The organism is Candidatus Nitrosopumilus sp., assembly GCF_965223225.1.
Taxonomy (GTDB): domain Archaea; phylum Thermoproteota; class Nitrososphaeria; order Nitrososphaerales; family Nitrosopumilaceae; genus Nitrosopumilus.
In genome coordinates this window covers 977,500-1,004,241 of the sequence record NZ_CBDCVU010000004.1, presented here as the reverse complement: position 1 = coordinate 1,004,241, position 26,742 = coordinate 977,500, and the positions used below count along the sequence as shown (strand labels likewise).

General features: G+C 37.7%; 25 protein-coding genes and 2 rRNA genes. 13 read left to right on the top strand and 14 right to left on the bottom strand.

Translation table 11 applies throughout. The annotated features are described in order from the left end of the window. Positions 1–26: 26 nt before the first annotated feature. A complete protein-coding gene (locus tag ACOQN3_RS06555; RefSeq protein ID WP_420545683.1) occupies positions 27–5,924 on the top strand; it encodes a glycosyltransferase in 5,898 nt (1,965 codons plus the stop codon). Positions 5,925–5,940: 16 nt separating this feature from the next. Here ACOQN3_RS06555 and ACOQN3_RS06550 read toward each other — a convergent pair whose 3' ends face one another. The 3 genes from ACOQN3_RS06550 to fbp all read right to left on the bottom strand — a co-directional run bounded on the left by ACOQN3_RS06550 (position 5,941) and on the right by fbp (position 9,067). After that, positions 5,941–6,918 carry a hypothetical protein gene (locus ACOQN3_RS06550; RefSeq protein ID WP_420545682.1) on the bottom strand — a complete coding sequence of 326 codons (978 nt, stop codon included), beginning with the start codon at positions 6,916–6,918 and terminating at the stop codon, positions 5,941–5,943. 121 nt (positions 6,919–7,039) lie between these two features. After that, positions 7,040–7,795 (bottom strand): hypothetical protein, encoded by a 756-nt coding sequence (locus ACOQN3_RS06545; RefSeq protein WP_420545681.1) that lies wholly within the window; start codon positions 7,793–7,795, stop codon positions 7,040–7,042. Between the two features lie 117 nt (positions 7,796–7,912). Then, positions 7,913–9,067, bottom strand: a complete 1,155-nt coding sequence (gene fbp / locus ACOQN3_RS06540; protein WP_420545680.1) for a fructose-1,6-bisphosphate aldolase/phosphatase — start codon at positions 9,065–9,067, stop codon at positions 7,913–7,915. Positions 9,068–9,272: 205 nt separating this feature from the next. On the opposite strand from fbp, the gene tuf reads away from it, so the two are divergent. From tuf to ACOQN3_RS06525, 3 genes are read left to right on the top strand one after another with little or no spacing between them, the layout of a single operon-like run. Next, positions 9,273–10,571, top strand: a complete 1,299-nt coding sequence (tuf, locus tag ACOQN3_RS06535) for a translation elongation factor EF-1 subunit alpha (RefSeq protein WP_420545679.1) — start codon at positions 9,273–9,275, stop codon at positions 10,569–10,571. 10 nt (positions 10,572–10,581) lie between these two features. Next, positions 10,582–10,890: a 30S ribosomal protein S10 gene (gene rpsJ / locus ACOQN3_RS06530; protein ID WP_420545678.1), complete on the top strand. Its 309-nt coding sequence runs from the start codon at positions 10,582–10,584 to the stop codon at positions 10,888–10,890. Between the two features lie 38 nt (positions 10,891–10,928). Next, a complete protein-coding gene (locus tag ACOQN3_RS06525) occupies positions 10,929–11,123 on the top strand; it encodes an RNA polymerase Rbp10 (RefSeq protein WP_420545677.1) in 195 nt (64 codons plus the stop codon). A gap of 3 nt (positions 11,124–11,126) precedes the next feature. Here the strand turns inward: ACOQN3_RS06525 and ACOQN3_RS06520 are convergent, their stop codons facing one another. The 4 genes from ACOQN3_RS06520 to ACOQN3_RS06505 all read right to left on the bottom strand — a co-directional run bounded on the left by ACOQN3_RS06520 (position 11,127) and on the right by ACOQN3_RS06505 (position 12,555). Then, positions 11,127–11,327 carry a C2H2-type zinc finger protein gene (locus ACOQN3_RS06520; RefSeq protein WP_420545676.1) on the bottom strand — a complete coding sequence of 67 codons (201 nt, stop codon included), beginning with the start codon at positions 11,325–11,327 and terminating at the stop codon, positions 11,127–11,129. A 2-nt stretch (positions 11,328–11,329) separates the two neighbouring features. Further along, complete coding sequence (locus ACOQN3_RS06515) at positions 11,330–11,740, bottom strand: hypothetical protein (protein ID WP_420545675.1); 411 nt, start codon at positions 11,738–11,740, stop codon at positions 11,330–11,332. 286 nt (positions 11,741–12,026) lie between these two features. Beyond that, complete coding sequence (locus ACOQN3_RS06510) at positions 12,027–12,251, bottom strand: hypothetical protein (RefSeq protein WP_420545674.1); 225 nt, start codon at positions 12,249–12,251, stop codon at positions 12,027–12,029. Between the two features lie 181 nt (positions 12,252–12,432). Next, positions 12,433–12,555 carry a hypothetical protein gene (locus ACOQN3_RS06505; protein WP_420545673.1) on the bottom strand — a complete coding sequence of 41 codons (123 nt, stop codon included), beginning with the start codon at positions 12,553–12,555 and terminating at the stop codon, positions 12,433–12,435. Between the two features lie 75 nt (positions 12,556–12,630). Here ACOQN3_RS06505 and ACOQN3_RS06500 point away from each other — a divergent pair, with 75 nt between their 5' ends. Further along, positions 12,631–13,137, top strand: a complete 507-nt coding sequence (locus ACOQN3_RS06500; protein WP_420545672.1) for a TIGR00725 family protein — start codon at positions 12,631–12,633, stop codon at positions 13,135–13,137. A gap of 126 nt (positions 13,138–13,263) precedes the next feature. Here the strand turns inward: ACOQN3_RS06500 and ACOQN3_RS06495 are convergent, their stop codons facing one another. Next, entirely contained in the window at positions 13,264–14,403 is a 1,140-nt protein-coding gene (locus ACOQN3_RS06495; RefSeq protein WP_420545671.1) for a 3-hydroxyacyl-CoA dehydrogenase NAD-binding domain-containing protein, read from the bottom strand. Between the two features lie 189 nt (positions 14,404–14,592). On the opposite strand from ACOQN3_RS06495, the gene ACOQN3_RS06490 reads away from it, so the two are divergent. The 4 genes from ACOQN3_RS06490 to ACOQN3_RS06475 all read left to right on the top strand — a co-directional run bounded on the left by ACOQN3_RS06490 (position 14,593) and on the right by ACOQN3_RS06475 (position 16,230). Then, the gene (locus tag ACOQN3_RS06490) at positions 14,593–14,733 is read left to right on the top strand and encodes a hypothetical protein (RefSeq protein ID WP_420545670.1); all 141 of its coding nucleotides are present in this window, start codon (positions 14,593–14,595) and stop codon (positions 14,731–14,733) included. Between the two features lie 592 nt (positions 14,734–15,325). Continuing rightward, positions 15,326–15,493: a hypothetical protein gene (locus ACOQN3_RS06485; protein ID WP_420545669.1), complete on the top strand. Its 168-nt coding sequence runs from the start codon at positions 15,326–15,328 to the stop codon at positions 15,491–15,493. 1 nt (position 15,494) lies between these two features. Further along, positions 15,495–15,773, top strand: a complete 279-nt coding sequence (locus ACOQN3_RS06480; protein WP_420546605.1) for a hypothetical protein — start codon at positions 15,495–15,497, stop codon at positions 15,771–15,773. A 49-nt stretch (positions 15,774–15,822) separates the two neighbouring features. Continuing rightward, complete coding sequence (locus tag ACOQN3_RS06475) at positions 15,823–16,230, top strand: HIT family protein (RefSeq protein ID WP_420545668.1); 408 nt, start codon at positions 15,823–15,825, stop codon at positions 16,228–16,230. 2 nt (positions 16,231–16,232) lie between these two features. Here the strand turns inward: ACOQN3_RS06475 and ACOQN3_RS06470 are convergent, their stop codons facing one another. From ACOQN3_RS06470 to ACOQN3_RS06455, 4 genes are read right to left on the bottom strand one after another with little or no spacing between them, the layout of a single operon-like run. Beyond that, the gene (locus ACOQN3_RS06470; protein ID WP_420545667.1) at positions 16,233–16,916 is read right to left on the bottom strand and encodes a DnaJ domain-containing protein; all 684 of its coding nucleotides are present in this window, start codon (positions 16,914–16,916) and stop codon (positions 16,233–16,235) included. Between the two features lie 55 nt (positions 16,917–16,971). After that, positions 16,972–17,325, bottom strand: coding sequence for a cupin domain-containing protein (locus tag ACOQN3_RS06465; RefSeq protein WP_420545666.1), 354 nt, complete (start codon positions 17,323–17,325; stop codon positions 16,972–16,974). Between the two features lie 13 nt (positions 17,326–17,338). After that, on the bottom strand, positions 17,339–17,794 hold the full coding sequence (locus ACOQN3_RS06460; protein ID WP_420545665.1) for a cupin domain-containing protein: 456 nt from the start codon (positions 17,792–17,794) through the stop codon (positions 17,339–17,341). A 1-nt stretch (position 17,795) separates the two neighbouring features. Then, positions 17,796–18,161: an SHOCT domain-containing protein gene (locus tag ACOQN3_RS06455; RefSeq protein WP_420545664.1), complete on the bottom strand. Its 366-nt coding sequence runs from the start codon at positions 18,159–18,161 to the stop codon at positions 17,796–17,798. A 65-nt stretch (positions 18,162–18,226) separates the two neighbouring features. Between ACOQN3_RS06455 and ACOQN3_RS06450 the strand changes: the two genes are divergently transcribed. Continuing rightward, on the top strand, positions 18,227–18,952 hold the full coding sequence (locus ACOQN3_RS06450) for a hypothetical protein (RefSeq protein WP_420545663.1): 726 nt from the start codon (positions 18,227–18,229) through the stop codon (positions 18,950–18,952). A gap of 16 nt (positions 18,953–18,968) precedes the next feature. On the opposite strand, the gene ACOQN3_RS06445 is transcribed toward ACOQN3_RS06450, so the two are convergent. Continuing rightward, positions 18,969–19,790 carry a tetratricopeptide repeat protein gene (locus tag ACOQN3_RS06445; RefSeq protein ID WP_420545662.1) on the bottom strand — a complete coding sequence of 274 codons (822 nt, stop codon included), beginning with the start codon at positions 19,788–19,790 and terminating at the stop codon, positions 18,969–18,971. A 174-nt stretch (positions 19,791–19,964) separates the two neighbouring features. Between ACOQN3_RS06445 and ACOQN3_RS06440 the strand changes: the two genes are divergently transcribed. Then, positions 19,965–20,333, top strand: a complete 369-nt coding sequence (locus ACOQN3_RS06440) for a hypothetical protein (RefSeq protein WP_420545661.1) — start codon at positions 19,965–19,967, stop codon at positions 20,331–20,333. Here ACOQN3_RS06440 and ACOQN3_RS06435 read toward each other — a convergent pair. Next, positions 20,323–21,627 (bottom strand): aspartate aminotransferase family protein, encoded by a 1,305-nt coding sequence (locus tag ACOQN3_RS06435; RefSeq protein ID WP_420545660.1) that lies wholly within the window; start codon positions 21,625–21,627, stop codon positions 20,323–20,325. The genes ACOQN3_RS06440 and ACOQN3_RS06435 overlap by 11 nt on opposite strands. Positions 21,628–21,986: 359 nt before the next feature. Here ACOQN3_RS06435 and ACOQN3_RS06430 point away from each other — a divergent pair. Together ACOQN3_RS06430 and ACOQN3_RS06425 are read left to right on the top strand one after the other, a co-directional pair. Further along, positions 21,987–23,457: ribosomal RNA gene (locus ACOQN3_RS06430) — 16S ribosomal RNA — on the top strand. A gap of 148 nt (positions 23,458–23,605) precedes the next feature. Further along, positions 23,606–26,595, top strand: a 23S ribosomal RNA gene (locus ACOQN3_RS06425). Together the 16S and 23S rRNA genes form the textbook arrangement of a ribosomal RNA operon. Positions 26,596–26,742: the final 147 nt, after the last annotated feature.

The following is a 26,742-nucleotide window of genomic DNA, read 5'->3' as shown; positions in this document are numbered from 1 at the left end:
TAATTGGCATCTGTTAGAATCATTTCGTGATTGCAAGACTTTTTTTCATTGCCCTTCTCTTTGTTGCCTTGTTTCTTTTATTCTTGGTTGTATCGTATTACGGATTCCAGGTAGCACCTGATCTTGATATTCAACAAGTCTTTACCGGCAATCCTGATTCTATGTGTGAAGAGATGCATGAAATCCTGTCTTCAAATAACATTTCTTATGCAAAGACAATATGGACTATTTCAGATCGTACAGAACTTTCTACCTTGGGATTAAGCCAAAATGATGTTTTTGTGATTGAACAATGCCTTCATGGTAGTTTACCTACTCTTGATTCTACCTTGGTTTCTACCAAAATTGGTTTTTTTGAAGGTCTGGATGGACGTGATGCTAAGGGAAAATCTATAGTCGTAATCATCGAAAATGACGAATATCTGAGATTAGAGCATTTTGAGATTGGATATGATCCTAAACCTGGAAATGATTTTAAAATTCCAGAACTACACGTTTATCTTAGTAAGGGTAATGTAGATTCACCTGAAATTTACCTAGATAAACTGAAAACCGAATTGGGTAGCAAAAATTATGCCATACCAGATATTGATCTGGATGTATATCACACAGTCGTCATTTATGATGAAATTCATAAAGAACCTTATGCAAAGATAAAATTAGAAAACCAGTTCCTTCCTCGCGATACTTTGTTGGGTTATGCAGATGAGATCAAATCTGTCCCTCTTCCAAAAATTGAATCTAGTATATTGGAAGAAAAGTATGGCTTCTTTGATGGTTATGGTGATTCAGAAGCAAAAGGTTCAGTAGAAATCGATTACCTTGAAGACGAAGGAACACTTCAGATAAACAGCTTTGAGATTTCTAAGGGAAAGGATCTTAGATTATATCTCACACAAGATGGGTCTGTAACAAAAAGTGGCTATTGGGCATTTGATTCTGCGGGAAATCTCTATGTAAGCAGCTCCAACACCAACCAAGTCTTGCGTTACTCCCAAGACGGAACGTTTGAGGATGTGTTTGTTGCTGCCAACAGCGGCGGGTTAAGTGGTCCTAAGGATTTGACATTTGATTCTGCGGGAAATCTCTATGTAAGCAGCTCCAACACCAACCAAGTCTTGCGTTACTCCCAAGACGGAACGTTTGAGGATGTGTTTGTTGCTGCCAACAGCGGCGGGTTAAGTGGTCCTAAGGATTTGATGTTTGGTCCTGATGAACATCTCTACGTTAACAGCAATGATAATCGCATCTTACGTTTTGATGGACAGACCGGAATCTTCTTGGATAGTTTTATTGATTCTAATGGCAGAGGTGGTTTAGACGGACCTACTGGATTCACATTTGATTCTGCGGGAAATCTCTATGTAAGCAGCTCCAACACCAACCAAGTCTTGCGTTACTCCCAAGACGGAACGTTTGAGGATGTGTTTGTTGCTGCCAACAGCGGCGGGCTAAGTGGTCCTAAGGATTTGATGTTTAGCAGTGACAATGAACATTTGTTTGTCACGAGTTTTCTTACTGATGAAATTCTACGCTATGATGCTTCTAATGGCGCATTCATTGACAATCTTATCAGTTCTCATGATGGTGAAATCACTGGTCCTAATTATGCCCAATTTGGTCCTGATGAACATCTCTACGTTAACAGCAATGATAATCGCATCTTACGTTTTGATGGACAGACCGGAATCTTCTTGGATAGTTTTATTGATTCTAATGGCAGAGGTGGTTTAGACGGACCTACTGGATTCACATTTGATTCTGCGGGAAATCTCTATGTAAGCAGCTCCAACACCAACCAAGTCTTGCGTTACTCCCAAGACGGAACGTTTGAGGATGTGTTTGTTGCTGCCAACAGCGGCGGGTTAAGTGGTCCTAAGGATTTGACATTTGATTCTGCGGGAAATCTCTATGTAAGCAGCTCCAACACCAACCAAGTCTTGCGTTATTCCCAAGACGGAACGTTTGAGGATGTGTTTGTTGACTTTGTAAAGGCCCCCCAAGGATTGACTTTTGATTCATCTGGCATGCTTTATGTTGCAAGTTCTGATTCTGATGAGGTTATTCTTTTTGATGGTAGTTCTGGTGCTTTTATTGATGTGTTTGCAAGTGGTGGGGGATTGCATGGACCATTTGATCTTGCCTTTGATTCTGCGGGAAATCTCTATGTAAGCAGCTCCAACACCAACCAAGTCTTGCGTTATTCCCAAGACGGAACGTTTGAGGATGTGTTTGTTGATTCTAACTCTGTAAAGAATCCCCAAGGATTGACTTTTGGCCCCGATGGTAATTTGTATGCTGTTAGCCATGATGCCGATGAGGTTATACAAGTATCAAACATTTCTGATTCATTATCAGAACCACTTCCTTTTGTTTCTGATAGATCTCCTGATCTTTATCAACCAAAAACTTTGGATCTACATGATGAAAAGATATGTGTCAGTAATTATTTTACTGATGATGTTCATTGCTATGATGAAAAAACTGGAAAATACCGTGGTTTGTTGGCCAAATCTTTCAATTATGGTTTAGTGGCTAGAGATAATTCTGTTTTCGGTCCAGATGGAGAATTGTATGTCCCAAATAATTTGAGTGGGGAAATTTCTAAACACGATTCTCTTACTGGTATTTTTTCTGAAGTCGTAATCAAAACTGGTACTGATACGTTACGTGGACCATCTAATTTGGCCTTTGGTCCAGATGGCAACTTGTATGTTGCCAGTGATGATAAAATTTTTAGGTTTAATGGAACAAACGGGCATTTTATTGATGTGTTTATCACCAAAAATAAATCTGGCTTGGATAACCCTCAGGGATTGTCGTTTGATGATTTGTTTATCTATGTGAGCAGCTATGATAATAACCGAATCTTACGATATGCTCTTAATGATGGTTCTTTTGAATCTGAGTTTGTCCCGAGTCGTGATCGGGGGCTGTTTGGACCTGTAGGCACGGTTGTGGATGAAACCACTGATGTGTTCTATGTCACGAGCAGTGGTGGAAATCGGATTTTTAAATATGACTTGAATGTGGGTTCTTTCTTACATTTTATTGATCTACCTTCTGCACCTCATGACTTGATTTTAGGGCCTGATGATACTTTGTTTGTGAGTTTTATTGGATCTGACACAGTCAAAGGCGAAGTTGGCTTGTATGATCTTAAAAATGAAAAGTATTCTTCATTACTATCCGAAGAGCATGGACTATCTGCCCCACATGGGCTGAGCTATGATCACCAAAATGGAATTCTTTACATAGCAAGTAACAAGAACCATAAGATTTTCGCTTATGATCTGTCAGCTGAATCCTATGCTGCTATTATTCCCGTTGGAGGTGATGGAATATTACAACATCCTCAGGGGCTGGCATTAAATGGCAATAGTCTGTATATTGCAAATAGTGCCAATAATGAAATCTTGGAGTATTCTATTGACCTTAATACGTTAGATGTTTTTATTCGGGATTTTAGTGATAATATGAGGCCTGGAGGAATATCTTTTGGACCGGATCAAAATCTTTACGTGATCAATGAGATTGATAACAATATCTATCGCTATGATGTAGAAAAAAGTGGCTTAATTGATATTTTTACAAATTTTGATGCTGCTGAAACTAAATTTGCTCCAAACCAAACTCCCATTCCCTTGAGAGATATTATTTTTACATATGATGGGAGATATCTTTTTGCTAGTAGTCCTGCAACCAACCAATTATTTGCATATGATGCTGCAACTGGAGAACTGATTGAAAATTTCTTTGAAAACAACAGCATGTTAAAATATCCAACAGAGCTGGCATTAAGTCCTGATGGACGCTACGTGTTAGTTTCTAATTATGGGGAAAATACGGTTTTACGTTTTACTACTCTTGGCCAGTTCTCAGATGTATTTCTAACTCCTGGCCAAAATGGTTTGGATTCTATAGAAAAAATACTCTATGGGCAAGATGGAAATTTGTACTTGATGGGAAATGATCCTAATAACCTGTTCAAATATGATGGGGATACTGGAACTTTCCTGGGCAATTATGATGTTGGTAGTCATTATCTTGGAACATTAAATGAAAATCTTTTAGCGTCAAAATATTTGTTAAATGATATTGATACTGAAAAAAATGACGTTATTGTAGTTTATGACCAATTTTCTGAAACCCTTTATGCTACAATTGATCTGTATGATGCTGTAGATATTATTACTCCTATTACTAGTATGACAAATTCATTTGTCTCTGCATTTAACATCATATCTGAGCCGAAGATACAATCTAAGGATTTTGTTAAAAATACTGGATTTTTGATTGGTTTGAATGATCACGATGTATTTGGTCAGGCCAAATCAAAGAGTATTGATCATTCTTCTTTGATCACAATTGAAAATTTCTTCATCCAATATGACAAGTTTGAATACGTCTCCACAGAATCTGGGAATATCCTAACCAATGGTCCTGATTTGATTGCTTGCTTGGTCTCATCTGGTTCTCATTATACTTGTAACGATAATGATAACTCTAAAGAATTAGGTGATCTGAAAATCAATGCTGGTGATAACAACTTTCTTGTTCACGGTGTTGATCTTAACCAATATGACAAAATTATGATTTATGATAAAATTTCCGAGAATAATGTGGCCAACATCCCATTACGTGATTATGGCATACTCAGAATTTCTGGGGAATCTTTTATGGATTGGCTACAGTATTATTTTCCTATTTTCCCTCTGGTCTCTATTATTGTGATGATTTTTCCTGTTATCTTTGATTACATACGCACTGCACTCAAGACAATATTTTTTGCCATCCATTTCGTACACAAAAAATCCAAAAATCTTGGAATTGGATTGCATTATAATCCGAAAATCACCATTCTGATTCCTGCTCATAACGAAGAATACGGAATTCAAAAATCCATCGAAACTGCTCTTGCAACTGATTATCCTAACAAAGAAATTATTGTGATTGATGATGGCTCTAAGGATAATACTTTTCACATTGCAAATTCTTTTGCTGAGAGAGGACTGATCAAGCTAGTTCATAGAGATACTGCAAGTGGTTCAAAAGCCACTGCACTCAATTACGGAAAAAATTACGCTACTGGGGATTATGTTTTATGTATGGATGGTGACACGCTGCTTGACAAAAATGCTTTGAAAAATGCTGCAAAGCACCTTTCTGATAGAGATGTTGTTGCACTTTCTGGCAACGTCCGAATTCTTTCAGGTGACGATGGTGTTGATAATTTGTTAACTCGATTACAAACTTACGAATACATGATTGCAATTGAACTTGGAAGGCGTTTTACATCCTTTTTCCAAATCCTCCTGGTTATATCTGGAGCTTTTGGAATTTTCAAGAAAAGTTCATTCATGGATGTCTATACCTTTGACAAAGACACTTTGACTGAAGACTTTGATCTTACCTTGAAACTAAGAAAAACAAAGGGGAAGATCTATTTTGTTGGAGATTCTATTGCGTATACCTATTGTCCTAATAATTGGAAAACCTGGGTTAGTCAAAGAAACAGATGGGCGTATGGGCAATTCCAAACTTTGTCTAAAAATAAAAATATCTTAACTTCAAAATTCCCATTTAAAGATAAGATTTCATTTTTCGACATGTTCCTACTTGATGTTATCTTATCTATGCTGTTTCCAGTGGGCTTGGCAGTACTTGGATTAATTGTCGTGATAATGATAATCTCAGACAGTCTCCACATTCTTGTTTATTCTTTAACTTTTGTCATGTTGCTGTTTATGCTATCAGAACTTGTAATCTTCTTGTTTGCAGTTCTTTATTCTGGACAAAGAAGCTTCGGACGTCTTGCATATCTGGTTCCGATAATGACTTTTGTTTACAGACCCTATCTGAAAATGATTAATTTGAGGGCATATCTTAGAGCGTATTTTGGAAAGAAATCCAGCTGGTCCTAAATCTGTATGTCTTTTTCTAACTTCGGACTCTGTATATCTTACTTTTTTTCCATGCTGCCAACTTTTCGATAAAGAAATTATTACAATCTAGGCAATTGAATCTTGATAATGGCTTTGGAAACCTGTCATTACAACTATTGCACACATAGTAATCGCTGAATTCTCTATAATCTGTTCCTACCGCACCAATTTCCTTGTTACATTTTGGACATGTTGTGTTGTTTGGTTCTTTTGGAAATACTTCTCCGCAGTAATAATGCTCTATGAGGTTCTGTTGTTTGAAATTGATTCCTTTGCAGTTTGGACATTCTGCGATATATGTGATATTTGTTGAGTTGCATTGGTTACATGCAGCTTCTAGTATTTCTGTTTCCAACATTATGTTTCTGGATTCTGATGATTTTTTAATTAGGTTCTCTGTTTCTATATTGCTTGTTTTTAAAATATCTTGAATTTTATTCTGACTTATTCTTTCTGATGCTGTTCGTATAAACTCAAAGCTCTGTTCTGCCATCATTCCTTGACCTTGGTCATTATTTTCAAAAATATGTGAAAACACATTTCTGAATGATTGAAGACTCAGTGGTTTTTGTATTACTGACGATATGCCTGCACTTAACAACTCTGTAATTTGGATGTCGTTTTTTTCCTTTGCTGTAATTATTATTATTTTTGCATTGGGCTGAATTTCAAAAACTTCATTTACGATTCTTTTTATGTTTTCATATGATATGTTGTCATCTATTATGATTGGAACGCTTACTTCTTTGTTTATGAAATCTGAAAAAATTCTGACAGCATCTTTGATTTCCTTACATATGTGGACGTCTTCAAAACCAACACTTGTCAAAAACTTTCTGATTGTGATTGCCATTGGGTTGCTGTATTCCATAACTATGACTTCTCTTTTTGAAATAGGTAAATCTGAGAAATATTCAATTTGCATAAGATCTATGTTCTCAAGTCTATTTTTTTCAATACTTGATTCTGACAATCTTTTATCTCCTTCGTACACTGATTAATTCCAAACTGTTCATGAGGTTAGACCTGTGTACTGTACTTTATGTGTATTCTCAAATCCTAAGTTACTAAATAACTAATTCTGTTTTCGAATTTTAGACTATTGATTCTTCTAACTCTTGTTGTGGGGAATTTTGTTGAATTTCATAATTGACTTGTTGTGTAAATGGTACCTTTGTAGACGTTGCTGATTTTAGTAGATCTTTTGAAACTTTTGTCATTTGATCATGTGTATTTATGATGTGCTCAATGGTCGTAGTCACATTAGATACAGTCCTTTCTGTCTCATTAATTTTCTCGTTAGTGATGGATTCTAATCTGCTGTATTCGTTTTCAAATTCCTGAAGTTTTCTATTTGTTATCGATTCTAATTTTTCTAATGCTTTTAATTCACTTTGTGCTTTCTCTGATTCTAATGTGACTTTAACAAGAGCATCAGTAAGATCTCTTTGAGATTTTTCTAAGTACTTCTGATCTAAATCATTTAATGCATCCTTTATCTTGTCTATTGCAGACTCGATTTTGATTGTTTCAATCTGCAAGTCTGAATTCTTTTTTGTGGCTTTTTCTACATTTTTTTGTATGTTTTCTAACTCTTTTTGTGCTGTTCTTATCTTCTCTTTTTTGTCTGCTAAACTAATTTTCATCTCGTCTGTTGAAATTTTTCTCTCATACGCTGTATGACGTGCAGTCTCCATTGCTTTTGCAATTTCATCTGTGTCTTTTTTCATTTTATCTGCAATTTTTTTTGCATCTGCAGATGAATTTATCTGATAAATCATATGTTCTGTCTGAATTTCTCTAAATATTTTTTCTGAATTAGACGCTCCTTCTTTAGAATCTAATGCCATTAAACAGACCATGAATCACAACTATATTTGTGCTTCTCTGTTGGCGTGTATCTAGACACTTCTTTACTGTCTGCTCTTATGACTGCGTGTTTTTCTGTTTTTACTCTTCTCTACCGGCTAGTCTGGATCTTCGTAGTTTTCCTTCTTCTTTTCTACATCAGATGAACTGGCATTGCCACCTGCGCCTTCCATTGGCTTCATCTTGGCCTCCAACACATCCATTCTTGCCCTGTACCCCTCTGCATACTCCAGTTCTGATGGAACCAGGGTAGCTGGATGTATGAATCCCTGACTTCTTATTGCAAGTGCCTTCTTTGTTGCATTCTCTCTGATATAGTCCCAGTCTGGAGTTGAGAATCCGTCAAATGGTCCTGTAAACTTTCCATTGTGCATACTAAACACCAATGCTTCTACTATTGGAATGCAAAAGTTGATTGTTGCAGCCGAATTTAGCTTGACTGGCATTAGGGGCATGTTGTGGCTTCCTCTTGTGTTTCCGGCAACGTAATGCGGATTGTTAAAGACACTTCCTACCTCTTCTGTTGCAGGAAATAGTTTCTGGGTTCTGACTAAACATATTGGGTCATCCTTTCCAACATATGTCCCTGCAATGTTGTGCAGTCTGTCAGTTGATGCTGCCAGTATTGGTTCCCCGTCTTTTGTGGTTACTGTATCTACTACGTATCTTCCCGGATACATCAGTGCTGCCTCTATTGTTGGCTTGTCTTGCCATAACTCTAATTCTGCAACCTTTCCTTCTTCAACATCCATGATGTTCATCTTGACACCGCCTGCCAAGTTCTTGTTTACAATCAATCCTGTGTTGCTTAGCGCATCTACAAACATTCTGTAGATTGGATAGTTAAATGCGCCAGGCTCTGTCTTGTCTGCTGCAAATACTGTGAATGCCTCGTTTGGCCTTTCTTCAAACTCCATCTCTGCAACCCCTGGACCCATTCCTTTGACATTTCCTGAAAATGAATCTCTTAGAAGATCCTGTCCTGCACCATACAGCCCTTCTTCTTTTGCAACCTGGGTTCCTGCCATGAATGCGTCCCATGCAAGCTTGTGGATTTTTTGGTTGTCTGTTCCATGTGTGTGGGACATCACAATGTGGACGTCATCTCCAGCATATCCAATGTAATAATCAATAAGCAAATCTTTTGAATTGTCGATGGTATTTCTAACTGCTTCAATTAGACCATCACTTGGTCTTGTATGACCTCCTACTCCGCCAACGTCGGCTTTGATAACAGAAACTGTGATCTTCATGGGATGTGTCTTCTGTCTCTTTGATTTATGTGTTGTACTTTGATGTGGATATGTGAAAGAAATACATCATGTAATAAGATGTGAGTTGTCATTACGACATTATTGGACTTTTTGTTTTATTTTTATTTTAAAAATTCTTCAAAAAAAAATAAAAAAACTTCAAAAATTCATAACAGTAATAAATGCCCTCAGATACGCACATCATATGGCAGATAAACCACACTTGAACCTGATTGTTACAGGTCATATTGATAATGGAAAATCAACAACTATGGGTCATTTCTTAATGGATCTGGGGGTTGTAGATGAAAGAACAATTGCAGCACATGCATCCGAATCCGAGAAGACCGGAAAAGGTGATACTTTCAAGTATGCATGGGTTATGGACAATATTAAGGATGAAAGAGAAAGAGGAATTACAATAGATCTAGCTTTCCAAAAATTTGAATCTCCAAAGTATTTCTTCACTTTGATTGACGCTCCTGGTCACAGAGATTTTATTAAAAACATGATTACTGGTGCTTCTGAAGCAGATGCAGCAGTTTTAGTACTTTCAGCTAAAGAAGGTGAAACTGATACCGCAATTGCTGCTGGTGGTCAGGCAAGAGAGCACGCATTTTTACTCAAAACCTTGGGCGTAAATCAGCTTATCGTTGCAATCAACAAAATGGATGACAGTAACTACTCTGAAGATGCATTCAAAGCAGCAAAAGAGAAAGGTGAAAAACTCGTAAGATCTGTTGGTTACAAACTAGAAAATGTCCCATTCATTCCAGTTTCTGGATGGAAAGGAGACAATCTGGTAAAGAAATCCGAAAATATGCCTTGGTATAGTGGTAAGACACTACTTGAAGCATTTGATGACTTTACCGTAGCTGAGAAACCAGTGGGCAAACCATTACGTGTCCCAATTCAAGATGTTTACACAATCACTGGAGTTGGAACTGTTCCTGTAGGAAGAGTTGAAACCGGAACCATGAAAGCAGGCGATAAAATTGTTGTAATGCCTGCAGGTGCTCCTGGAGAAATTAAATCCATTGAAACTCACCATCAAGAGATGCCTTCTGCTGAAGCGGGTGATAACATCGGCTTTAACTTGAGAGGTGTTGAAAAGAAAGATATCAAGAGAGGTGATGTTCTTGGTACTCCTGATGCTCCACCTAAAGTTGCAAAAGAATTCAAAGCACAAATTATCGTAATTCACCATCCAACAGCAATTGCTCCAGGATACACTCCTGTAATGCATGCTCACACTGCTCAAGTTGCTGCAACTGTGACTGAATTCCTTCAAAAAATAAATCCTGCAACCGGGGCAGTTGAGGAGGAAAATCCAAAATTCCTAAAGGTTGGTGACTCTGCAATTGTTAAGGTGAGACCTGTAAGGCCAACTTGCATTGAAACTTTCCAAGAATTCCCTGAAATGGGTAGATTTGCTCTCAGAGATATGGGTGCAACCATTGCAGCAGGAATTGTAAAAGAAATTACTGAAGAGTATACTCCATAGGCGGAATTTTATGACTCAAACCGCCCGTGTAAAACTCACCTCCACCAGTCTACCAAAACTGGATAATGTATGCGGTGAGATCATGGGTATAGGTAAAAAAACTGGTGTCAAAGTAAAAGGTCCAACACCTTTACCTGTCAAACGACTTCATGTCGCTACTCGCAAGTCTCCTTGTGGCAGTGGAACTGAGACATATGAAAAATGGGAAATGAAAATGCATAGAAGGATTATCAACATAAATGCTGATGATAAAGCAATTCGACAACTAATGAGATTAAAAATCCCTGATGACGTGTACATTGAATTATCCCTTACATAGTCTGGTATCCTTAAATTATGGATGTATTGGTGAAACTTATGGCTGAGGAAAATTTTGATTCTATTGAAGATGCACCTACTGAAACATTTGATGTGATCTATTCTTGTTTGAGATGTGGGACTACTGTATCAAATACTGAATTATCTCGTTTGCCTGAAATCAAATGTATTTGTGGGTTTAGAGTTTTTACTAAGGTAAGGCCTCCTGTAGTGAAGACAGTTAAAGCAATTTAGCTTTTATTGTTTGTCTTTTTTGTAACTGTGTTCCTTCTGTAGGTGAGTTCTCATATCCTCCATGTTTGAAAAAAATCTGTTGCATTGCTTGCAATCATATTTCAAATCTTTTCCATGGGTGATTTGTTTGTGATTCATCATTTCTTCTTGTTTTGAAAATTTTTTATTACAAACGTCGCATTTTATTTTTTTAAAAAAATTCACTTTTATCCTAACTCTGCCTTTTTTTCATCCCAACACTTTCTGCAAAGCTGACCTTCAATTTTCCATTTTCCCTTGGGATTGTATCTTATTAGCCCCATTTTTCCTTCACATAGGGCACAGAAGTTTTTCTTTTTATCGTGAGATTCTTCTTTTTTATCAAAACAATCCTTACACAATAATCCTTCCATATCCCATTGCCATCTAGGTTCCCACAAATCTGTGATTTTTCGTGTAGTTCCACATACTGCACATGGTTGCCGTACCTTCCCCTCATAGTATTCTTTGGATTTGTCAAAATGACAATCTCCACATAATGGTCCTTTGATATTCCATTCCCTCTTTGGCTTGTGTTTGTGGGTTAATTCTTTATTACATACACTACAAAATGCTGGTTTTCTGCTAAAAAGGCCCATAATTTTCCTAGTATGTCAAATAATTTAATTGATATGCATTATTTCTTGTATATTGCCTGATTATGTTTTTATAATATTGTAGAATTCCCATCGTGAGTTAATTGGCTATTTCAAAATATTGTCGGGTTGATCTTCATGATCATTGTACTGGTTATGTTACGATGCAAGAGTTTTGTTCTTGTACCTGTCATGAAAAGGAAAAAAATAACTCCTTTTGGAGATTAGAGTGAACCTTTCTTGTTTACTTTGATACTTTTTTGGTTAATTTGACTTTTTATCGATGATATTACTGTATTCGCTTTCCTACTTTCAAATCTAACACAATTTCTGCAGAATCTGTTTTTTCATCCTCTAACCATGATAGATCTTTTTCCAATAAATCATAAGATTCTATCAGAGAATCTGTAGTATCAAAAATTTCCACTTTCTTTGCTTGTGGTCTCACTATGACTTCATGTGGGGAGTGATATGCTCTGATAATTCTGTCGTTTTGATAAATTCTGATCTTCAATATTTTGCATATATTTAACACCATAATAAACCCATTTTGTAATTTCCAGGATACGTATAATGCGATCTTATTCTTTTGACTGTATGATACGTTTTTCTATTTATGAACCACAATAATTGCATGTAGTTTTGTTTAAATTTGAAATTAAAAGAATAAAATGAAAATAAAAATTTCTTGTTGTTTACTTGGATAGGATCTTCTCAAGAGCCTGACTTGCATTTAGCATTCCATTTCTCTTGGCAAATTCTTCGATCATCTTGTATTGTTTCTCAGTAAAACATACAGGCATTGAACGTCTTTCCATACTTGTCTTCTTTGTTATTGACTAATATCCTTTACGCTTGGAAAGATATTTCAATTCATACAATCTAGTGCGAATGTGGCTAAGAGGCGACAGATACTGGTGGTCGGTAATAACACAAATGGGTGCACACCAGAACTTGAGAAAATTGCTTATGAAATAGGATCTAAAATTGCTAAATCTAATTCCGTTTTGATCACAGGTGGTCTAGGTGGAGTGATGGAAGCTGCAGCTAAAGGATCAAATGATGCAAATGGATTATGCGTTGGAATCATTCCTCAAGATGATCCTAAAATGGCGAATAATTTTTGTGATATTGTTATACCTACTGGAATGGGTTTTACCCGAGACTTTTTAAATGCACTTTCTGCTGACGGTGTAATAATTATTGGTGGCGGGTCTGGGACTTTGTCTGAAGTTTGTGCCGCATATATGAGTAAAAAACCAATGGTTGCAATACGGAATCTTGGTGGTTCCATCGATCCATACATTGATGGCTTTATTGATCATAGGGAACATGTTCGTATAATTGGAGTTGATAATGCTCAAGATGCAGTTGATACTATATTGAAATTGATATCTTAAACTATTGTTTTTTGAAATATTCGTAGAACTAGGTACTTGTTTTTATTTCATAAATACAGTCTCTTCTTTATTTGCGGTATTTTCTATTTATTGTCTTTGAATTTTTGGTCTGACGTTGTAGAATAATTATTGCATTGAGACTAGTAATGGATCTGGTTTGTAAAATTCTCCATGTTCTTCTGCAAGTTTGTTTAATTCATCAACTATTTTCTTAATTCCAATTTCTTTTGCTGTTTCAAATAATGGTTTTTTCAATCCTAACCCTAATCGTGCTGCTTTCTCAATTTCTTCAACATCACTTGCACCATTACTGATGAGCCATGCAGCATTGTTTATTATGTTGGCAACTAATTGAATAGGATCACATTTTTCTGCTAATTCTTCAGATAATGCAACTCTCTCGTATTTATCATCCGAATATTTGTAATATCCTTCACCCGACTTTTGCCCTAATTTTTTTTCATCAAACATTTTTTCAACTAATGGATGTGGATTGATTACTTTTTTGTCTCGTAAATGCATTTCAGTTGTTGCTTTATGGATTACATCCATTCCAGTAAAATCAGCTAATTCAAAAATTCCCATTGGGAAACCGAGTCTGAACTTTACTGCCGAATCAATCTCTTCTAATGATGCTCCTGTTCTGTCCTTTACGAAACATGCTTCGTGAACCATCGGAATAAATAATCTGTTTATTATGAATCCTGGAACATCTTTTCTGCATACTACAGCTTGTTTATTTACGGAATTGACGTATTCTTTTGTTAAATCTGTAATTTCTGGCGATGTTTTTTCGCCTGGAATTACCTCTACAAGTTTCATTAGTTGTGGGGGATTAAAAAAATGAATTCCAATAAACTTTTCTGGTCTAGATGTGGTGTTTGCAATCTCTGTAATTGGTAGTGTGCTTGTATTGGATGCAAAAATCACATCTGGTTTTGCAGCCTTGTCTAGCTCTGCGTATACTTTTTTCTTTAAATCCATAATTTCTGGTACTACTTCTATTACTAACTCTGCATCTTTTACTGCTTCATTCAAATCTACGACTGGTTTGATTCTTCCAAAAATTGAATCTCCTTCTTCTTTGGATATTTTTTCTTTATTTACTAATTTATCTAAACTCCATCTTATCTTCTCCATTGCTTTGTCTAAAAATCCCTGTTCGATATCTCGTAATACTACATTATATCCTGCAGTTGCTGAAACCTGAGCAATCCCATGTCCCATTACTCCAGAACCTAAAACGGTGATGTTTTTTATTGCCATAATACTGCCAAATCAATATCCCTTATAATGTATTTGAAAAGTTTAACATGTCAAAATATGATCTTAAACAAAGAAATCTTAAATGAAAACGTTTAGTATTCCTGTAATTTTGTCTATGTTCTTTGGCATTTATTCATAGTTTCAGATCCAACTTCCAAGATTTTTATCCTCCTTCTTATGAGATATTCTGTGGGTGAAATAATCACTTGTTCTAACTGTGGTTTAAAATATGACTCTGGTGAATCCACTTGTACGCATTGTAACTTTACTATAGTGAAGCGTGATACTAGTATGTCCAAAAATGAAATTGAAGAAGAGTTTGATCTTTGAATGCTAATGTATTCTTGAAAACATACTTTAGAATCCTGATATTTTAGATTTCCTTAAATTGAATGATTTTGATAATAATTCATCTAAACAGGATATGTTTTATTTTGAATTTTGACGTTTTATAAAAACTTCCTAATTTCATACCTTGAGAACAATGTCAAATATTAAATTAGAATTGTATTTTTTCCACTTTTAGAACGCAATGGGATGTAATGGAATATGTTTGCGATACAAAGTCACAAAGGGTGAACAAAGTAGTTCTTGGTATAAAAAAGGAGCAAAACGTTGTACCACCTGTGACATCTATATCAAATGGGAAGGTTTGTGGTGCCCTTGTTGTGGATATATGTTGAGAACTAAACCTAAAGGAAATCAATTTCGAAAAAATCTGAAAAAATCTCGAATTTGATACTGATTATGGGAAAACCTTTTGTATTATTGGCATGTAATAATTATAGCGTCTTTCTGAGGGGTAGATGCACCCTAACGTATACTAATGGCAAAACAACACACTCCTCTTCTAATGTAATTTGATTTATCTTTTTAACTTGATACGTATCATTTTTAATACATTTCAATTAATTACTCAATTATGGGTTTGTTTAAGCGTAACAAAGACTCTGAAAACAAAACAAAATGTGATACATGTGGTACTGAATTACATGACCCTGAGCGTCTTAAGAAACACATGAAAAAAGCACATGGTAATGTTCCTGCCAAGAAATTGGATCCAAATGGCGGTGAAGGCGGTACTTGGTAACATGGAAATATCTTCTAGCCAAAAATCAGGCCTGATTTTTTGTGGTGCGATTGTTATTGCAGGAATTGTGTTGTCTACAGTTGTGTTCCCATTCTGGAATCTTATCCGTGAAGACGTCTATGAAGAAGTAGTTATTCTTAGTAATCTTGATGGAATTTGTTATGTTGATACTTCAGACAATGTTCCAAAACAAATTGAAAACTGTGATCTTAGCTCTGGTGATTCTGTAACTATAAAATTTGGTAAAGATCTTGCATGGGCCACTATTGTTACTCCTTAAAATGAAAAAAATGATTATCCTTTAATATTTTAAAAAATTTTCAGATTTTATGGATTGTATATTCTGTAAAATTGTTTCAGGACAAATACCAACAAAAAAAATTAAAGAAACATCTCAATCAATGTCCTTTTTAGATGCGTTCCCTCTTACCAAAGGACATGTATTGGTAATACCAAAACAACACCACAAAAAACTTCAAGACCTGACTGTTGAAGAAAATTCAGATTTGTTTTCTCTTGTTCATGACGTAATGTCTAAAGTTGATGTTGTTACTGGTTCTACATTATTGGCCATCCATAATGGGGAGAATGCAGGTCAAGAAATTCCTCATGTACATGTGCATCTTGTTCCAAGATCTAAAAATGATTCAGCTGGGCCAATACACAGTATGTTCAAATCTTCATTACAATTGTCTGAGTCTGAAATCGATGAAATTTACAATCAATTAAAATTCTAATATCAATATGGATACAATCTTTCTTTTGTATCTGTATTTTCTACAATGATTGCCTTTGTAGGGCATGTTTCAGCTGCGGTCATGATCTTATTCACTCCTGCTCCTTTTTGATTAATTACTGAAGATTTTGGATTTGAATGACTTTCTTTGTTTATTTTGAAAACATCTGGTGCAAGAATCTCACAACTACAGCAACCTATACACAAACTTTTGTCTACATCTACAAAGATATTTGGCTGGTTTTTTGGTTCTTTAGCCTTATCAAATTCTCCATTTTTTCCATCTGGTCTGACACGTGCATTGTATTCTTCCCAAAATTTTTTTTCATATTCTTCCCAAAAATTAGGATCTCCTTCTTCAAACTCTCTTGTATATTTGCTCCAATCTTGTTCTGGTATTTTTTGATCTTCTGGTGCACCCCATTGTGGTTTTTTCTTAAAGTTGTTTTTGGGATTTGTTTTTGATGTTTGGTAATCTTGATTTACTGTGAATCTTTCATTTCCTTCATTTTTCTTTAGATAGTTGTATGCTTCTGTAATCTTTTTAAATTCCGCATCATCTTCCTTGTTTTTCTTATTCTTATCTGGATGAACCTCTAGTGCCAGCTTTCTATATGCAGCTTTTATCTCCTCTTGACTGGAGTCTGAATTTACATTCAATACTCTTAGAGCTTGATATCTATTCACTAAATCTAGAGATTTGTAATTAGTTAAAAACACTTACTTTTTTACAATAGATCTTCTATTCCAATATGACTTCATCTTTTGTTTGCCATGCTGGATCTACAATACAGAGAAATTTCAAATCATTTACGCCTGTATTTTCTATGAATTGTTCTGAATTGGAGGGAACAAACACTGAATCATCTTTTTCTAAATTGAAAGTTTTATCGTGTATCTTCATCTTTACATGTCCTTCCAAAATGTAATAAACTTCAGATGATCTTAGTTTGTGTTTCTTTGATTTTTTTCCAGATTCTAATATGCATTGAATAATGCTAAATCTGATTCCATTTGAAATGTTCTTTGGATGAAAATACTGCTTTATCTTACTTCCTTCTTGTGCTTCAATAAATTCTACTTCTGAACTTCTCATCTGAGACATTTAATTAAATTATATCTGAAACTTTGTTTTTAAAGTCTGATTCGTACCATACTGTTTTGTATTGTGCATTTTTCCTAGCAAGTATGTTAATTGCAATATGCGCAAATTCTTTTTTCTTGTCAACTGATCCATGTGTATGTAGTGTTTTTGCAGGTATGTGTACAATGTCTCCTTCTTTGAGTGAAATTGTTTGAATCTTTTTTATTGTAAATTCCTTATTAGACGTTCCATATCGTTTGAAAATTTCTAAACTTCCTTTTCCTTTTGTTGCAATTAACACTTGGTTTCCGTTGTGCCAATGAAGTTTTGTCTTAGACCCCTTCTCAAAGTGAACATGATAAATGTCTTGATCTCTTGATTTTATTTTTTCTGATAATACCTTCATCCATGTTTTGTTTGTAAACCAATTTGGGTTTATCTTTCTTTTATCTGAAGTGCCAAAAATGCTTGATTTTTCCATTCTATATTCTCTCCAAAATTTTCTTCTTTTTGGCTTGGAACTCTCTTTCTGTAATTATTCCTGCTTTCTTTAATTTCCCTAATTGCTCTAGTATTTCTAGATCTGTATGTGGGTCTGAGGTTATGTTCTTTGCAGTTGAAATCCCTTTAGTTATTTTGTCCATTCCTTTTTTTTGCAACGAATCTCTTTCTTTTTTTGCCTGCAAACGAATCTCTTTGCTTGTCCTTGCAGCTTGTTTTGCAGTCATTGCTCCAAACTCTACTGCTTCTTCAAGTGCTTCATCGGCTTTTTTTACCCCTTCTTGAAGTGCCTTGTCGGCTTTTTTTAAAAAACTTTCAATATATCCTTCTTTTTTATTTGAGACCATCCTGACTTTTTGATAATTTCAAATCTATTATCTCTTTCTTATCTGAATTAATTTAATAGGTTGATTTGTTAACGATTTCTAGTTTGGTAAAAAACTCCTATGATGTAAAAACATCTGTTTTAAGGAAAAAAATTGAAATTGAAGAAGCAAGAGATATTGTTGAAGAAAAGAAAACAAATCCATTCAAATCTCTACTTTCTAGACCAAAAAAACAGGATGTCCATATGCATTCTTTGAAACTTTATTATGAATGCATTTTGATTGTTTCAGGAAAATATGTTGCAGATTATTTCCGCAAGGCAACCCACACAATATCTGCTGATTCTAATGTACATGAGGTTGTGTTGGGAGATGGTGTTTTTCCAGTACGCTCAAAATCTGGGTTAGAAAAAGCGTTTGTTGGAAAGAGAGGCAAAAATAAAATCGATTTAAAACTTGAAGAACATGTATTTGTTGAAGAAGAAGACGAATTAGTATTTGATCATCATGGTCGAGAGATTAAATTTCCTTTTAAAATAAATTCTAAAACTGTTGAAAATTATCCTAAGAGACTCTTAGATGAAAATGAACCAAATGTAAAAAGACCTGAAATTACATATGATGCAGGTATAGAGAGACTTCAATCTGAATTAAAAAAACCATTAGAATCTGATGTAAGAGATCTAAGTGAAGAGTTTATCTTAAGAGAGATTTCTGAGGTTTATGTTCCAATTTATGAAGCTAGATTGATTGGGCCAAAAAAGAAAGTTGGAATAATACGTATTGATGCCGTTAGGAAAAAAATCCTCTAATCGCTAGCAATTTTGATTACAATTTAACAATTTTTCTGAATTGTTCATCTGTGTGAAATTTTTGAAATATTTTTTCCTCTTTTGCCCAATTCCTAATTATTTTGGGGTTTTTCGATATTGCTTTTTTTAGCAAATCTATTGATTCAGAATAATTGCCTAATGCGGCATTACTTCGTGATTTTGCATAAATAATGTTTACATTGTCTTTATGGTCCATCAAAATTTTATCAAAAATTTCAATTGCTTTTTCATGTTTTTCCAGTTCTGCCAACTCTATTCCTTTATGAAATAAGGCATCCATGTGTTTGGGATTTTTTTTATATGTTTTTTCAAAACAATTCAAGGCCTCTTCATGTTTTTTCATTTTTCCTAATATGATTCCTTTGTAAAACAATGCATTTGTTTTCCTAGGATCAATTTCCATTGCTTTATCTAAAAACTCAATGGCCTCTTCACTTTCTTGTAACCTATCAAGTAACACTCCTTTGTTGAAAAACGATGATGCGTCTTTTGGATCTGCTTCTATAGCTTTATCATACCATTCTGCTGCTCCTTGAATGTCTCCCATTTCTGCCATGGCTATGCCTCTGTTATTCATTGCCTTTGCATCCTTTGGATTGATCTCTAACAATTTATCAAAACAAGTAACTGCATCTGTGTATTTTTTCATTTTATTTAATGCCAGGCCTTTGTTAAACAGTGCTGCTGTGTTGTTACTGTCTTGCTTTAGTACTTTGTTAAACAAAGCAACAGCAGGTTTTGGTTGATTTCTATCCATCATTGACATTGCGTGATACATAAGATCTTCTGGATTTTCTTTTGAACCAAAAAGTCCCATGTTAGTTGTGATTATCTTCTTCTAATGAAAGTTTGGCTTTGTAATTTTTTATTCTCCCCTGATTCTGAATTCTTCAAGCAACAAAATTACATTTTGTGATTCAGTTTACTTCAACTCTGGTGAAAATCAGGGATAAGCTTAATTTGATTTGAAACTTGTAGCTTGTTAGGAATCTTGTCTGATCTTAAAATTACCTATATGGCCGACAAGGTGTTTATTCATAGGTGGCCTCATGACACTCCAGTATGGGGAGACTCCACCAAAAAGCAATTAGATGAATATGTTAACAAAAAATTGACAGAAAAGCAGGTAGTCGTAGATGGAAAGGAAATCCGCATTGAGGGAATTACCTTCAAATCTTTAAAAAAAATCGGAATATCTATTCCGTTTTTCAAAAAAGAATCTACGATGATTTTTGAAGGTCAATTTGATGGTCTTTTTGCCCATGTTCACATAACAACAAAATCAAAAGACTTTCTTGAGATTTTTAATGCTCTAATTAAGTGGCGTCAAAGAGAATTTCCTGAAAGCATCAACCAATAAAATTCTCAGATGCTGAAATCATTTTCTTGATGTCTTCTTTTTTATGAGCTTCTGACAGTGCTCCTAATTTCCCAGGCAAGAAAAATATTCCATCTTTTGCAATCAACTTAAAGTGATATTTTTGTAACATATTTGAATCACATAATGCTGCATCTGATGCATTCTTGACTTCGGTTATGCCGTCTTTTAAAAAGTGAGTCATAAACATGGATCCTCTTCCAGTAACTGTAACTTTGCCATCAAAAATTTTTGTGAGTTCTTTTCTTGCAAACTCTCCCAACGAATTTATCTTTGAATATGTTGATTTTTTTGATTTCAAATAATTTAATGTGGCAAAACCAGCTGTCATTGAAGCTGGATTTGCTGAAAATGTTCCTCCGCCTACATACGATCTCTCTGATTTTTTCTTATCTGTTGTGTCTGCATGTTCCATGATTTCTTTTTTGCCACATATTGTCCCAATTGCCATTCCTCCTCCGACAATTTTTCCAAGTGTGACAATATCTGGATCTAACTTCATCGTTGGGTAGATACATCCATATCGGAATCTAAATCCAGTTACAATCTCATCTAAAATGAACAACGAATTATTTTTTTGCGTAAATTCTTGAATTCCTTTGAGGTATTCGTTTGTTGCAGGAATACATCCACCTCCTCCTAAGACAGGCTCAACTATGACTCCTGCCAAATCTTTTGCATGCATCTTCAAAATTTTTAATGATTCTTCTAAATTGTTGTAAGGAATTGAAATTATTTTTTCTTCATTAATTATTCCACTACTTTCTGATTCTGTAAATGGCCAATTAACACTTTTTAAAAGATCACTTGTGTATCCATGCCATCCTCCATCAATTTTTGCAATAATGTTTCTCCCAGTCACAGACCTTGCTAATCGTACTGCGTACATTGTTGCCTCTGTACCTGATGTCACATACCGAATTTTCTCAGCTGCTGGAACAGCTTTTGAAATTAATTCTGATAATTCTATTGTTTGTTTGTTTACGGTCCCATACATCCAACTTTTGTTAATTTGCTTTTGAAGTGACTCTTTTACTACTTTTGGACCGTGACCTAAAATCAAGCTCCAATGCCCTATCCAATAATCTGTGTATTTGTTGTTATCAACGTCAACTAGTGATTTGCCTTTTGATGACTTTACCACAAATGGATATGGTTCAAAAAATCTTATGTTGTGACTTACTCCATTTACATGAAGCTTTCTAGACACCTTAAACATTTTTGCAGATTTTTTTGTTTTTTTCTTATAATCTAATAGGTAATTTGTCAAAACCATCTTTCACATATCAGATCTGCAATTTTAAGTATTGATACCTGATTTGTGTTGGATTTCCTTTTTCATGTCTTATTATCCTGACTCAAAAAACCCAATTTTTACAATTTTTAGGCCGATCAGCTAAAATTTCACGCATGGTTTATATGGATTCTTCATTCTCCACCTTCTGCATACGTAACGCAATAGGCGGCGCTTGTGATGAAGTATGGTGTTGAACCATTTTGTGATTCATGGGCCTCCAGTTACGCATACAAAATGAGGATCTGATCAAGTGATCAAATCTGAAATGTGAAGATTATGTGCATCCGTCAATTCCAAATTAGTACAAAATGTACTTCAATAATCAAAAAGTAAATCAGAATCCGGTTGATCCTGCCGGACCTGACTGCTATCGGATTGATACTAAGCCATGCGAGTCATTGTAGTAATACAAGGCAGACGGCTCAGTAACGCGTAGTCAACCTAACCTATGGACGGGAATAACCTCGGGAAACTGAGTATAATGCCCGATAGAACATTATGCCTGGAATGGTTTATGTTCCAAATGATTTATCGCCGTAGGATGGGACTGCGGCCTATCAGTTTGTTGGTGAGGTAATGGCCCACCAAGACTATTACAGGTACGGGCTCTGAGAGGAGTGGCCCGGAGATGGGTACTGAGACACGGACCCAGGCCCTATGGGGCGCAGCAGGCGAGAAAACTTTGCAATGTGCGAAAGCACGACAAGGTTAATCCGAGTGGTTTCTGCTAAAGGAACCTTTTGTCGGTCCTAGAAACACCGATGAATAAGGGGTGGGCAAGTTCTGGTGTCAGCCGCCGCGGTAAAACCAGCACCTCAAGTGGTCAGGATGATTATTGGGCCTAAAGCATCCGTAGCCGGCTTTGTTAGTTTTCGGTTAAATCTGTACGCTTAACGTACAGGCTGCCGGGAATACTGCAGAGCTAGGGAGTGGGAGAGGTAGACGGTACTCGGTAGGAAGGGGTAAAATCCTTTGATCTATTGATGACCACCTGTGGCGAAGGCGGTCTACCAGAACACGTCCGACGGTGAGGGATGAAAGCTGGGGGAGCAAACCGGATTAGATACCCGGGTAGTCCCAGCTGTAAACTATGCAAACTCAGTGATGCATTGGCTTGTGGCCAATGCAGTGCTGCAGGGAAGCCGTTAAGTTTGCCGCCTGGGAAGTACGTACGCAAGTATGAAACTTAAAGGAATTGGCGGGGGAGCACCACAAGGGGTGAAGCCTGCGGTTCAATTGGAGTCAACGCCAGAAATCTTACCCGGAGAGACAGCAGAATGAAGGTCAAGCTGAAGACTTTACCAGACAAGCTGAGAGGTGGTGCATGGCCGTCGCCAGCTCGTGCCGTGAGATGTCCTGTTAAGTCAGGTAACGAGCGAGATCCCTGCCTCTAGTTGCCACCATTACTCTCAGGAGTAGTGGGGCGAATTAGCGGGACCGCCGCAGTTAATGCGGAGGAAGGAAGGGGCCACGGCAGGTCAGTATGCCCCGAAACTCTGGGGCCACACGCGGGCTGCAATGGTAATGACAATGGGTCCCAAATCCGAAAGGAGGAGGTAATCCTCAAACATTACCACAGTTATGACTGAGGGCTGCAACTCGCCCTCACGAATATGGAATCCCTAGTAACTGCGTGTCATTATCGCGCGGTGAATACGTCCCTGCTCCTTGCACACACCGCCCGTCGTTTCATTGAAGTGAGCTTTTAGCGAGGTGACGTCTAATTGGCGTTATCGAACTTGAGGTTCGTGACAAGGGAAAAGTCGTAACAAGGTGACCGTAGGGGAACCTGCGGTCGGATCACCTCCTTAGACAAGGAAAGTGTACGGATGCACTAATCTTCACATTGAATCATCGATGCAATGCATCACGAAAGTGATGTATGAAGGATGTAGCAGGTTCTCTGCCAGGAGACTTGCAATGATCGTCGTGCATAGTCGTGTAATATGTGGCTGAATTTGCCGGTGTAAAGACGCCAATAGGTGGATTGCTAGGCTTGAGGAGAGATGAAGGACGTGGCAAGCTGCGATAAGCTCGGGGTAGGCGCACGCATCCTATGATCCCGAGATGTCCGAATGAGAATCTTACACTTTTGTGTATTCCAGTACATTAGTATTGGAAGTCGAACCGTGGGAATTGAAGCATCTTAGTACCACGTGGAAAAGAAATCAATTGAGATTTCCCAAGTAGAGGCGATCGAAAAGGAAATAGCCCAAACTGAATCCTTCGGGAGATGTGGTGTTTTGGTATGATAAGATGGAATCTTGGAACACAGCTGAAATGATCTGAAAAGTTCTGGCATAGAGGGTGATACCCCCTTAAGCGAAGTGGGAAGAGTCCTATTCATACCCGAGTAATTGTCCTTGGTAGTGGGCAATGAATATGGGTGAAAGTAGCATCCGAGGCTAAATATCTCTCAAGACCGATAGTGGACTAGTACCGTGAGGGAAAGCTGAAAAGTACCCCGGAAGGGGGGCGAAAAGTGCATGAAACCTATTGGTTACAGACGTGCATGGCATGGAAGGTGATTTTTTCAGATTGGAGATTCTAGCAATAGAGTTGAAGATTTGGAGTTCAAGTCATCAGTGTCATGCGTTCCGTCTCGAAACACGGGCCAGGGAGCTAACTGTCATGGCAAGCTTAAACCTGTAAAGGTGGAGGCGAAGGGAAACCGAGTTCTCGCAGCATTGTGAGGAGAAGCGTGTGAAAGTGCGTAGAGTCATGGCGGCTAGGCTAGAAGCCAGTCGATCTATTCCTGAGCTAGATGAAGGCGGGCGAAAGCCCGCTGGAGGTCTTAAGACGTTCTGACGTGCAAATCGTTGTTGTGACTTGGGAATAGGGGTCAAAAACCAATCTAGACTGGCGCTCGCTAGTTCCAACCGAAGCGTCTCGCAGGGCGTGCTTTGTGGAGATAGTGTTTCCGGTAGAGCACTGATAGAACGGCGCGGGGGAGAGATCCCTCACCGGTCATTCAAACTCCGAACGGATATACATCATAGAAGCAAGGACACGGGTTCGTGTGGCGTAAGGCTCACGACCGAAAGGGGTTTAACCCAGACTGAAGTTAAGGTCCCCAAATTTTTGCTAAGTGTCAAGCTAAAGAGCGTGTTCTCGCCAAGACAGCAGGGAGGTAAGCTCAGAAGCAGCTATCCTTTAAAAAGTGTGTAACAACTTACCTGCCGAGGGGGGATGCCTCAAAAACGGACGGGGCTAAAGCAAAGTACCGATACTTTAGATAATCATCAGTAGATGATTCGTGGTAGGTTGGCGTAGTGATTGGGTCGAAGCAGGGCGGTAACGTCCTGTGGACCGGTTTCTATTGCAGATCCTGGCGGCAGTAACAGCATAGTATGGTGAGAATCCATACCACCGAAAGCGCAAGGGTTTCCAGGCAATGCGTTATCAGCCTGGAGGTAGTCGATCCTAAGGTTTACCTCAACAGAGTAAATCGAAAGGGAAACTAGTTAATATTCTAGTACCTTGCATGGAGCGTTTGAGCTATATGGTTCACTTCCGGATAGGGATTGTACAATCGTCGTTGTATCTAACTGTTCGAGAATTGAGGAGTGTCGTAATGACGAGAACCAATTCGAGGCAGGAATGGCTTCGCGTTAGCGGAGTTTTCTCGATTCCAGGAGACCGTGAAAGACTGTGTAGTTAGCAAAGTGTAAGTTCGTACCCAGAACCGACACAGGTGCGCTGGCTTAGTAAGCTAAGGTGCTACGGGTATACCGTATGGCGAGGGAATTCGGCAAATTAGTCCTGTAGCTTAGGTATAAGGGATGCCTGCGATCTTCATGAGGAATGGGGACCGCAGGTTGCAATGACAAGGGGGTTTCGACTGTTTAATAAAAACACAGGCGACTGCTAGTCCGAAAGGATTTGTATAGTCGCTGAATCCTGGCCGGTGCCGGTACCTAAAACTTGGGTTCAACCGAGCTAAGGGCCGGTTAACGCCGGGAGTAACTCTGACTCTCTTAAGGTAGCCAAATGCCTTGTCGGGTAAGTTCCGACGCGCATGAATGGAACAACGAGAGCCCCACTGTCCCCGCCTACAACCCGGTGAAGCCACATAAGGTGGACGAACAGTCCATCGCCTTCCATCGGGGAGAGAAGACCCCGTGGAGTTTTACTGCAGCTTGTGCTTGTGGTATAGTAAGAATTGCACAGGGTATCTGGGAGCCATGCTTAACATTCTCCGGGATGTTAGGAAGCAACGATGTAACACCAGACTCTTTTTGCAGTACCACTTATCCAGTGAAGACCGGAGACACGTGCAGGTGGGCAGTTCGGCTGGGGCGGCACCCCTTTGAAAAGATATCAAAGGGGCCCAAAGTTGAGTTCAAACGGGGCAGAAATCCGTTGAAGAGGGCAAAGCCAAAAACTCGACTGAATGGATTTCCAAACGCACGGAATTCATAGACGAAAGTCTGGCTTAGCGATCCTTCGTGTGCCCACTATTGGGGCCCGGAGGTGACAGAAAAATTACCCCAGGGATAACAGGCTCGTCGCGGGCGAGAGCTCCTATCGACCCCGCGGTTTGGTACCTCGATGTCGGCTTTTCCTATCCTGGTCCTGCAGCAGGGGCCAAGGGTGAGGCTGCTCGCCTATTAAAAGGGAACATGAGCTGGGTTTAGACCGTCGTGAGACAGGTCGGTCTCTGCCTGATGGAAGCGTGAATAACTGAGGGGAAGTTGCTCCGAGTACGAGAGGAACAGAGCAGCGTGGCCACTGGTTTACCGGTTGTCTGACAAGGCAGGCCGGGCAGCTAAGCCGTTTAGGCTAAGTGCTGAAAGCATCTAAGCACGAATCCTATCCCGAGACAAGTTATTCTTTCGTAAGATGAAGGTCGGCAGCAGAAGACTGCGTTGATAGGAAGGTGGTGTAGATCACAAGCTTCGGCGAGTGGTGAGCCAGCCTTTACTAATAGACCAACACATCGGTTCAGCCACTTACATAGAGACTATGCGCGATGAATCATTTTCACATATTCATCTGAAAGTGGAATAAAAAATTCACATATTAAAAAAATACACGACTTGTACGATGATTATTTTCTCATTTTAGATTATTAGATAGCGGATGCTATGCATT

Bases quoted from the DNA above. Each gene is read 5' to 3' on its own strand.
- tuf (WP_420545679.1), top strand. From the start codon at position 9,273: ATGGCAGATAAACCACACTTGAACCTGATTGTTACAGGTCATATTGAT.
- ACOQN3_RS06495 (WP_420545671.1), bottom strand. From the start codon at position 14,403: ATGGCAATAAAAAACATCACCGTTTTAGGTTCTGGAGTAATGGGACAT.
- ACOQN3_RS06545 (WP_420545681.1), bottom strand. From the start codon at position 7,795: ATGGCATTAGATTCTAAAGAAGGAGCGTCTAATTCAGAAAAAATATTT.
- ACOQN3_RS06505 (WP_420545673.1), bottom strand. From the start codon at position 12,555: ATGGAAAGACGTTCAATGCCTGTATGTTTTACTGAGAAACAATACAAG.
- ACOQN3_RS06485 (WP_420545669.1), top strand. From the start codon at position 15,326: ATGGGTTTGTTTAAGCGTAACAAAGACTCTGAAAACAAAACAAAATGT.
- fbp (WP_420545680.1), bottom strand. From the start codon at position 9,067: ATGAAGATCACAGTTTCTGTTATCAAAGCCGACGTTGGCGGAGTAGGA.
- ACOQN3_RS06465 (WP_420545666.1), bottom strand. From the start codon at position 17,325: ATGAGAAGTTCAGAAGTAGAATTTATTGAAGCACAAGAAGGAAGTAAG.
- ACOQN3_RS06480 (WP_420546605.1), top strand. From the start codon at position 15,495: ATGGAAATATCTTCTAGCCAAAAATCAGGCCTGATTTTTTGTGGTGCG.
- ACOQN3_RS06445 (WP_420545662.1), bottom strand. From the start codon at position 19,790: ATGGGACTTTTTGGTTCAAAAGAAAATCCAGAAGATCTTATGTATCAC.
- ACOQN3_RS06515 (WP_420545675.1), bottom strand. From the start codon at position 11,740: ATGGGCCTTTTTAGCAGAAAACCAGCATTTTGTAGTGTATGTAATAAA.
- ACOQN3_RS06475 (WP_420545668.1), top strand. From the start codon at position 15,823: ATGGATTGTATATTCTGTAAAATTGTTTCAGGACAAATACCAACAAAA.
- rpsJ (WP_420545678.1), top strand. From the start codon at position 10,582: ATGACTCAAACCGCCCGTGTAAAACTCACCTCCACCAGTCTACCAAAA.
- ACOQN3_RS06525 (WP_420545677.1), top strand. From the start codon at position 10,929: ATGGCTGAGGAAAATTTTGATTCTATTGAAGATGCACCTACTGAAACA.
- ACOQN3_RS06435 (WP_420545660.1), bottom strand. From the start codon at position 21,627: ATGGTTTTGACAAATTACCTATTAGATTATAAGAAAAAAACAAAAAAA.
- ACOQN3_RS06455 (WP_420545664.1), bottom strand. From the start codon at position 18,161: ATGGTCTCAAATAAAAAAGAAGGATATATTGAAAGTTTTTTAAAAAAA.
- ACOQN3_RS06460 (WP_420545665.1), bottom strand. From the start codon at position 17,794: ATGGAAAAATCAAGCATTTTTGGCACTTCAGATAAAAGAAAGATAAAC.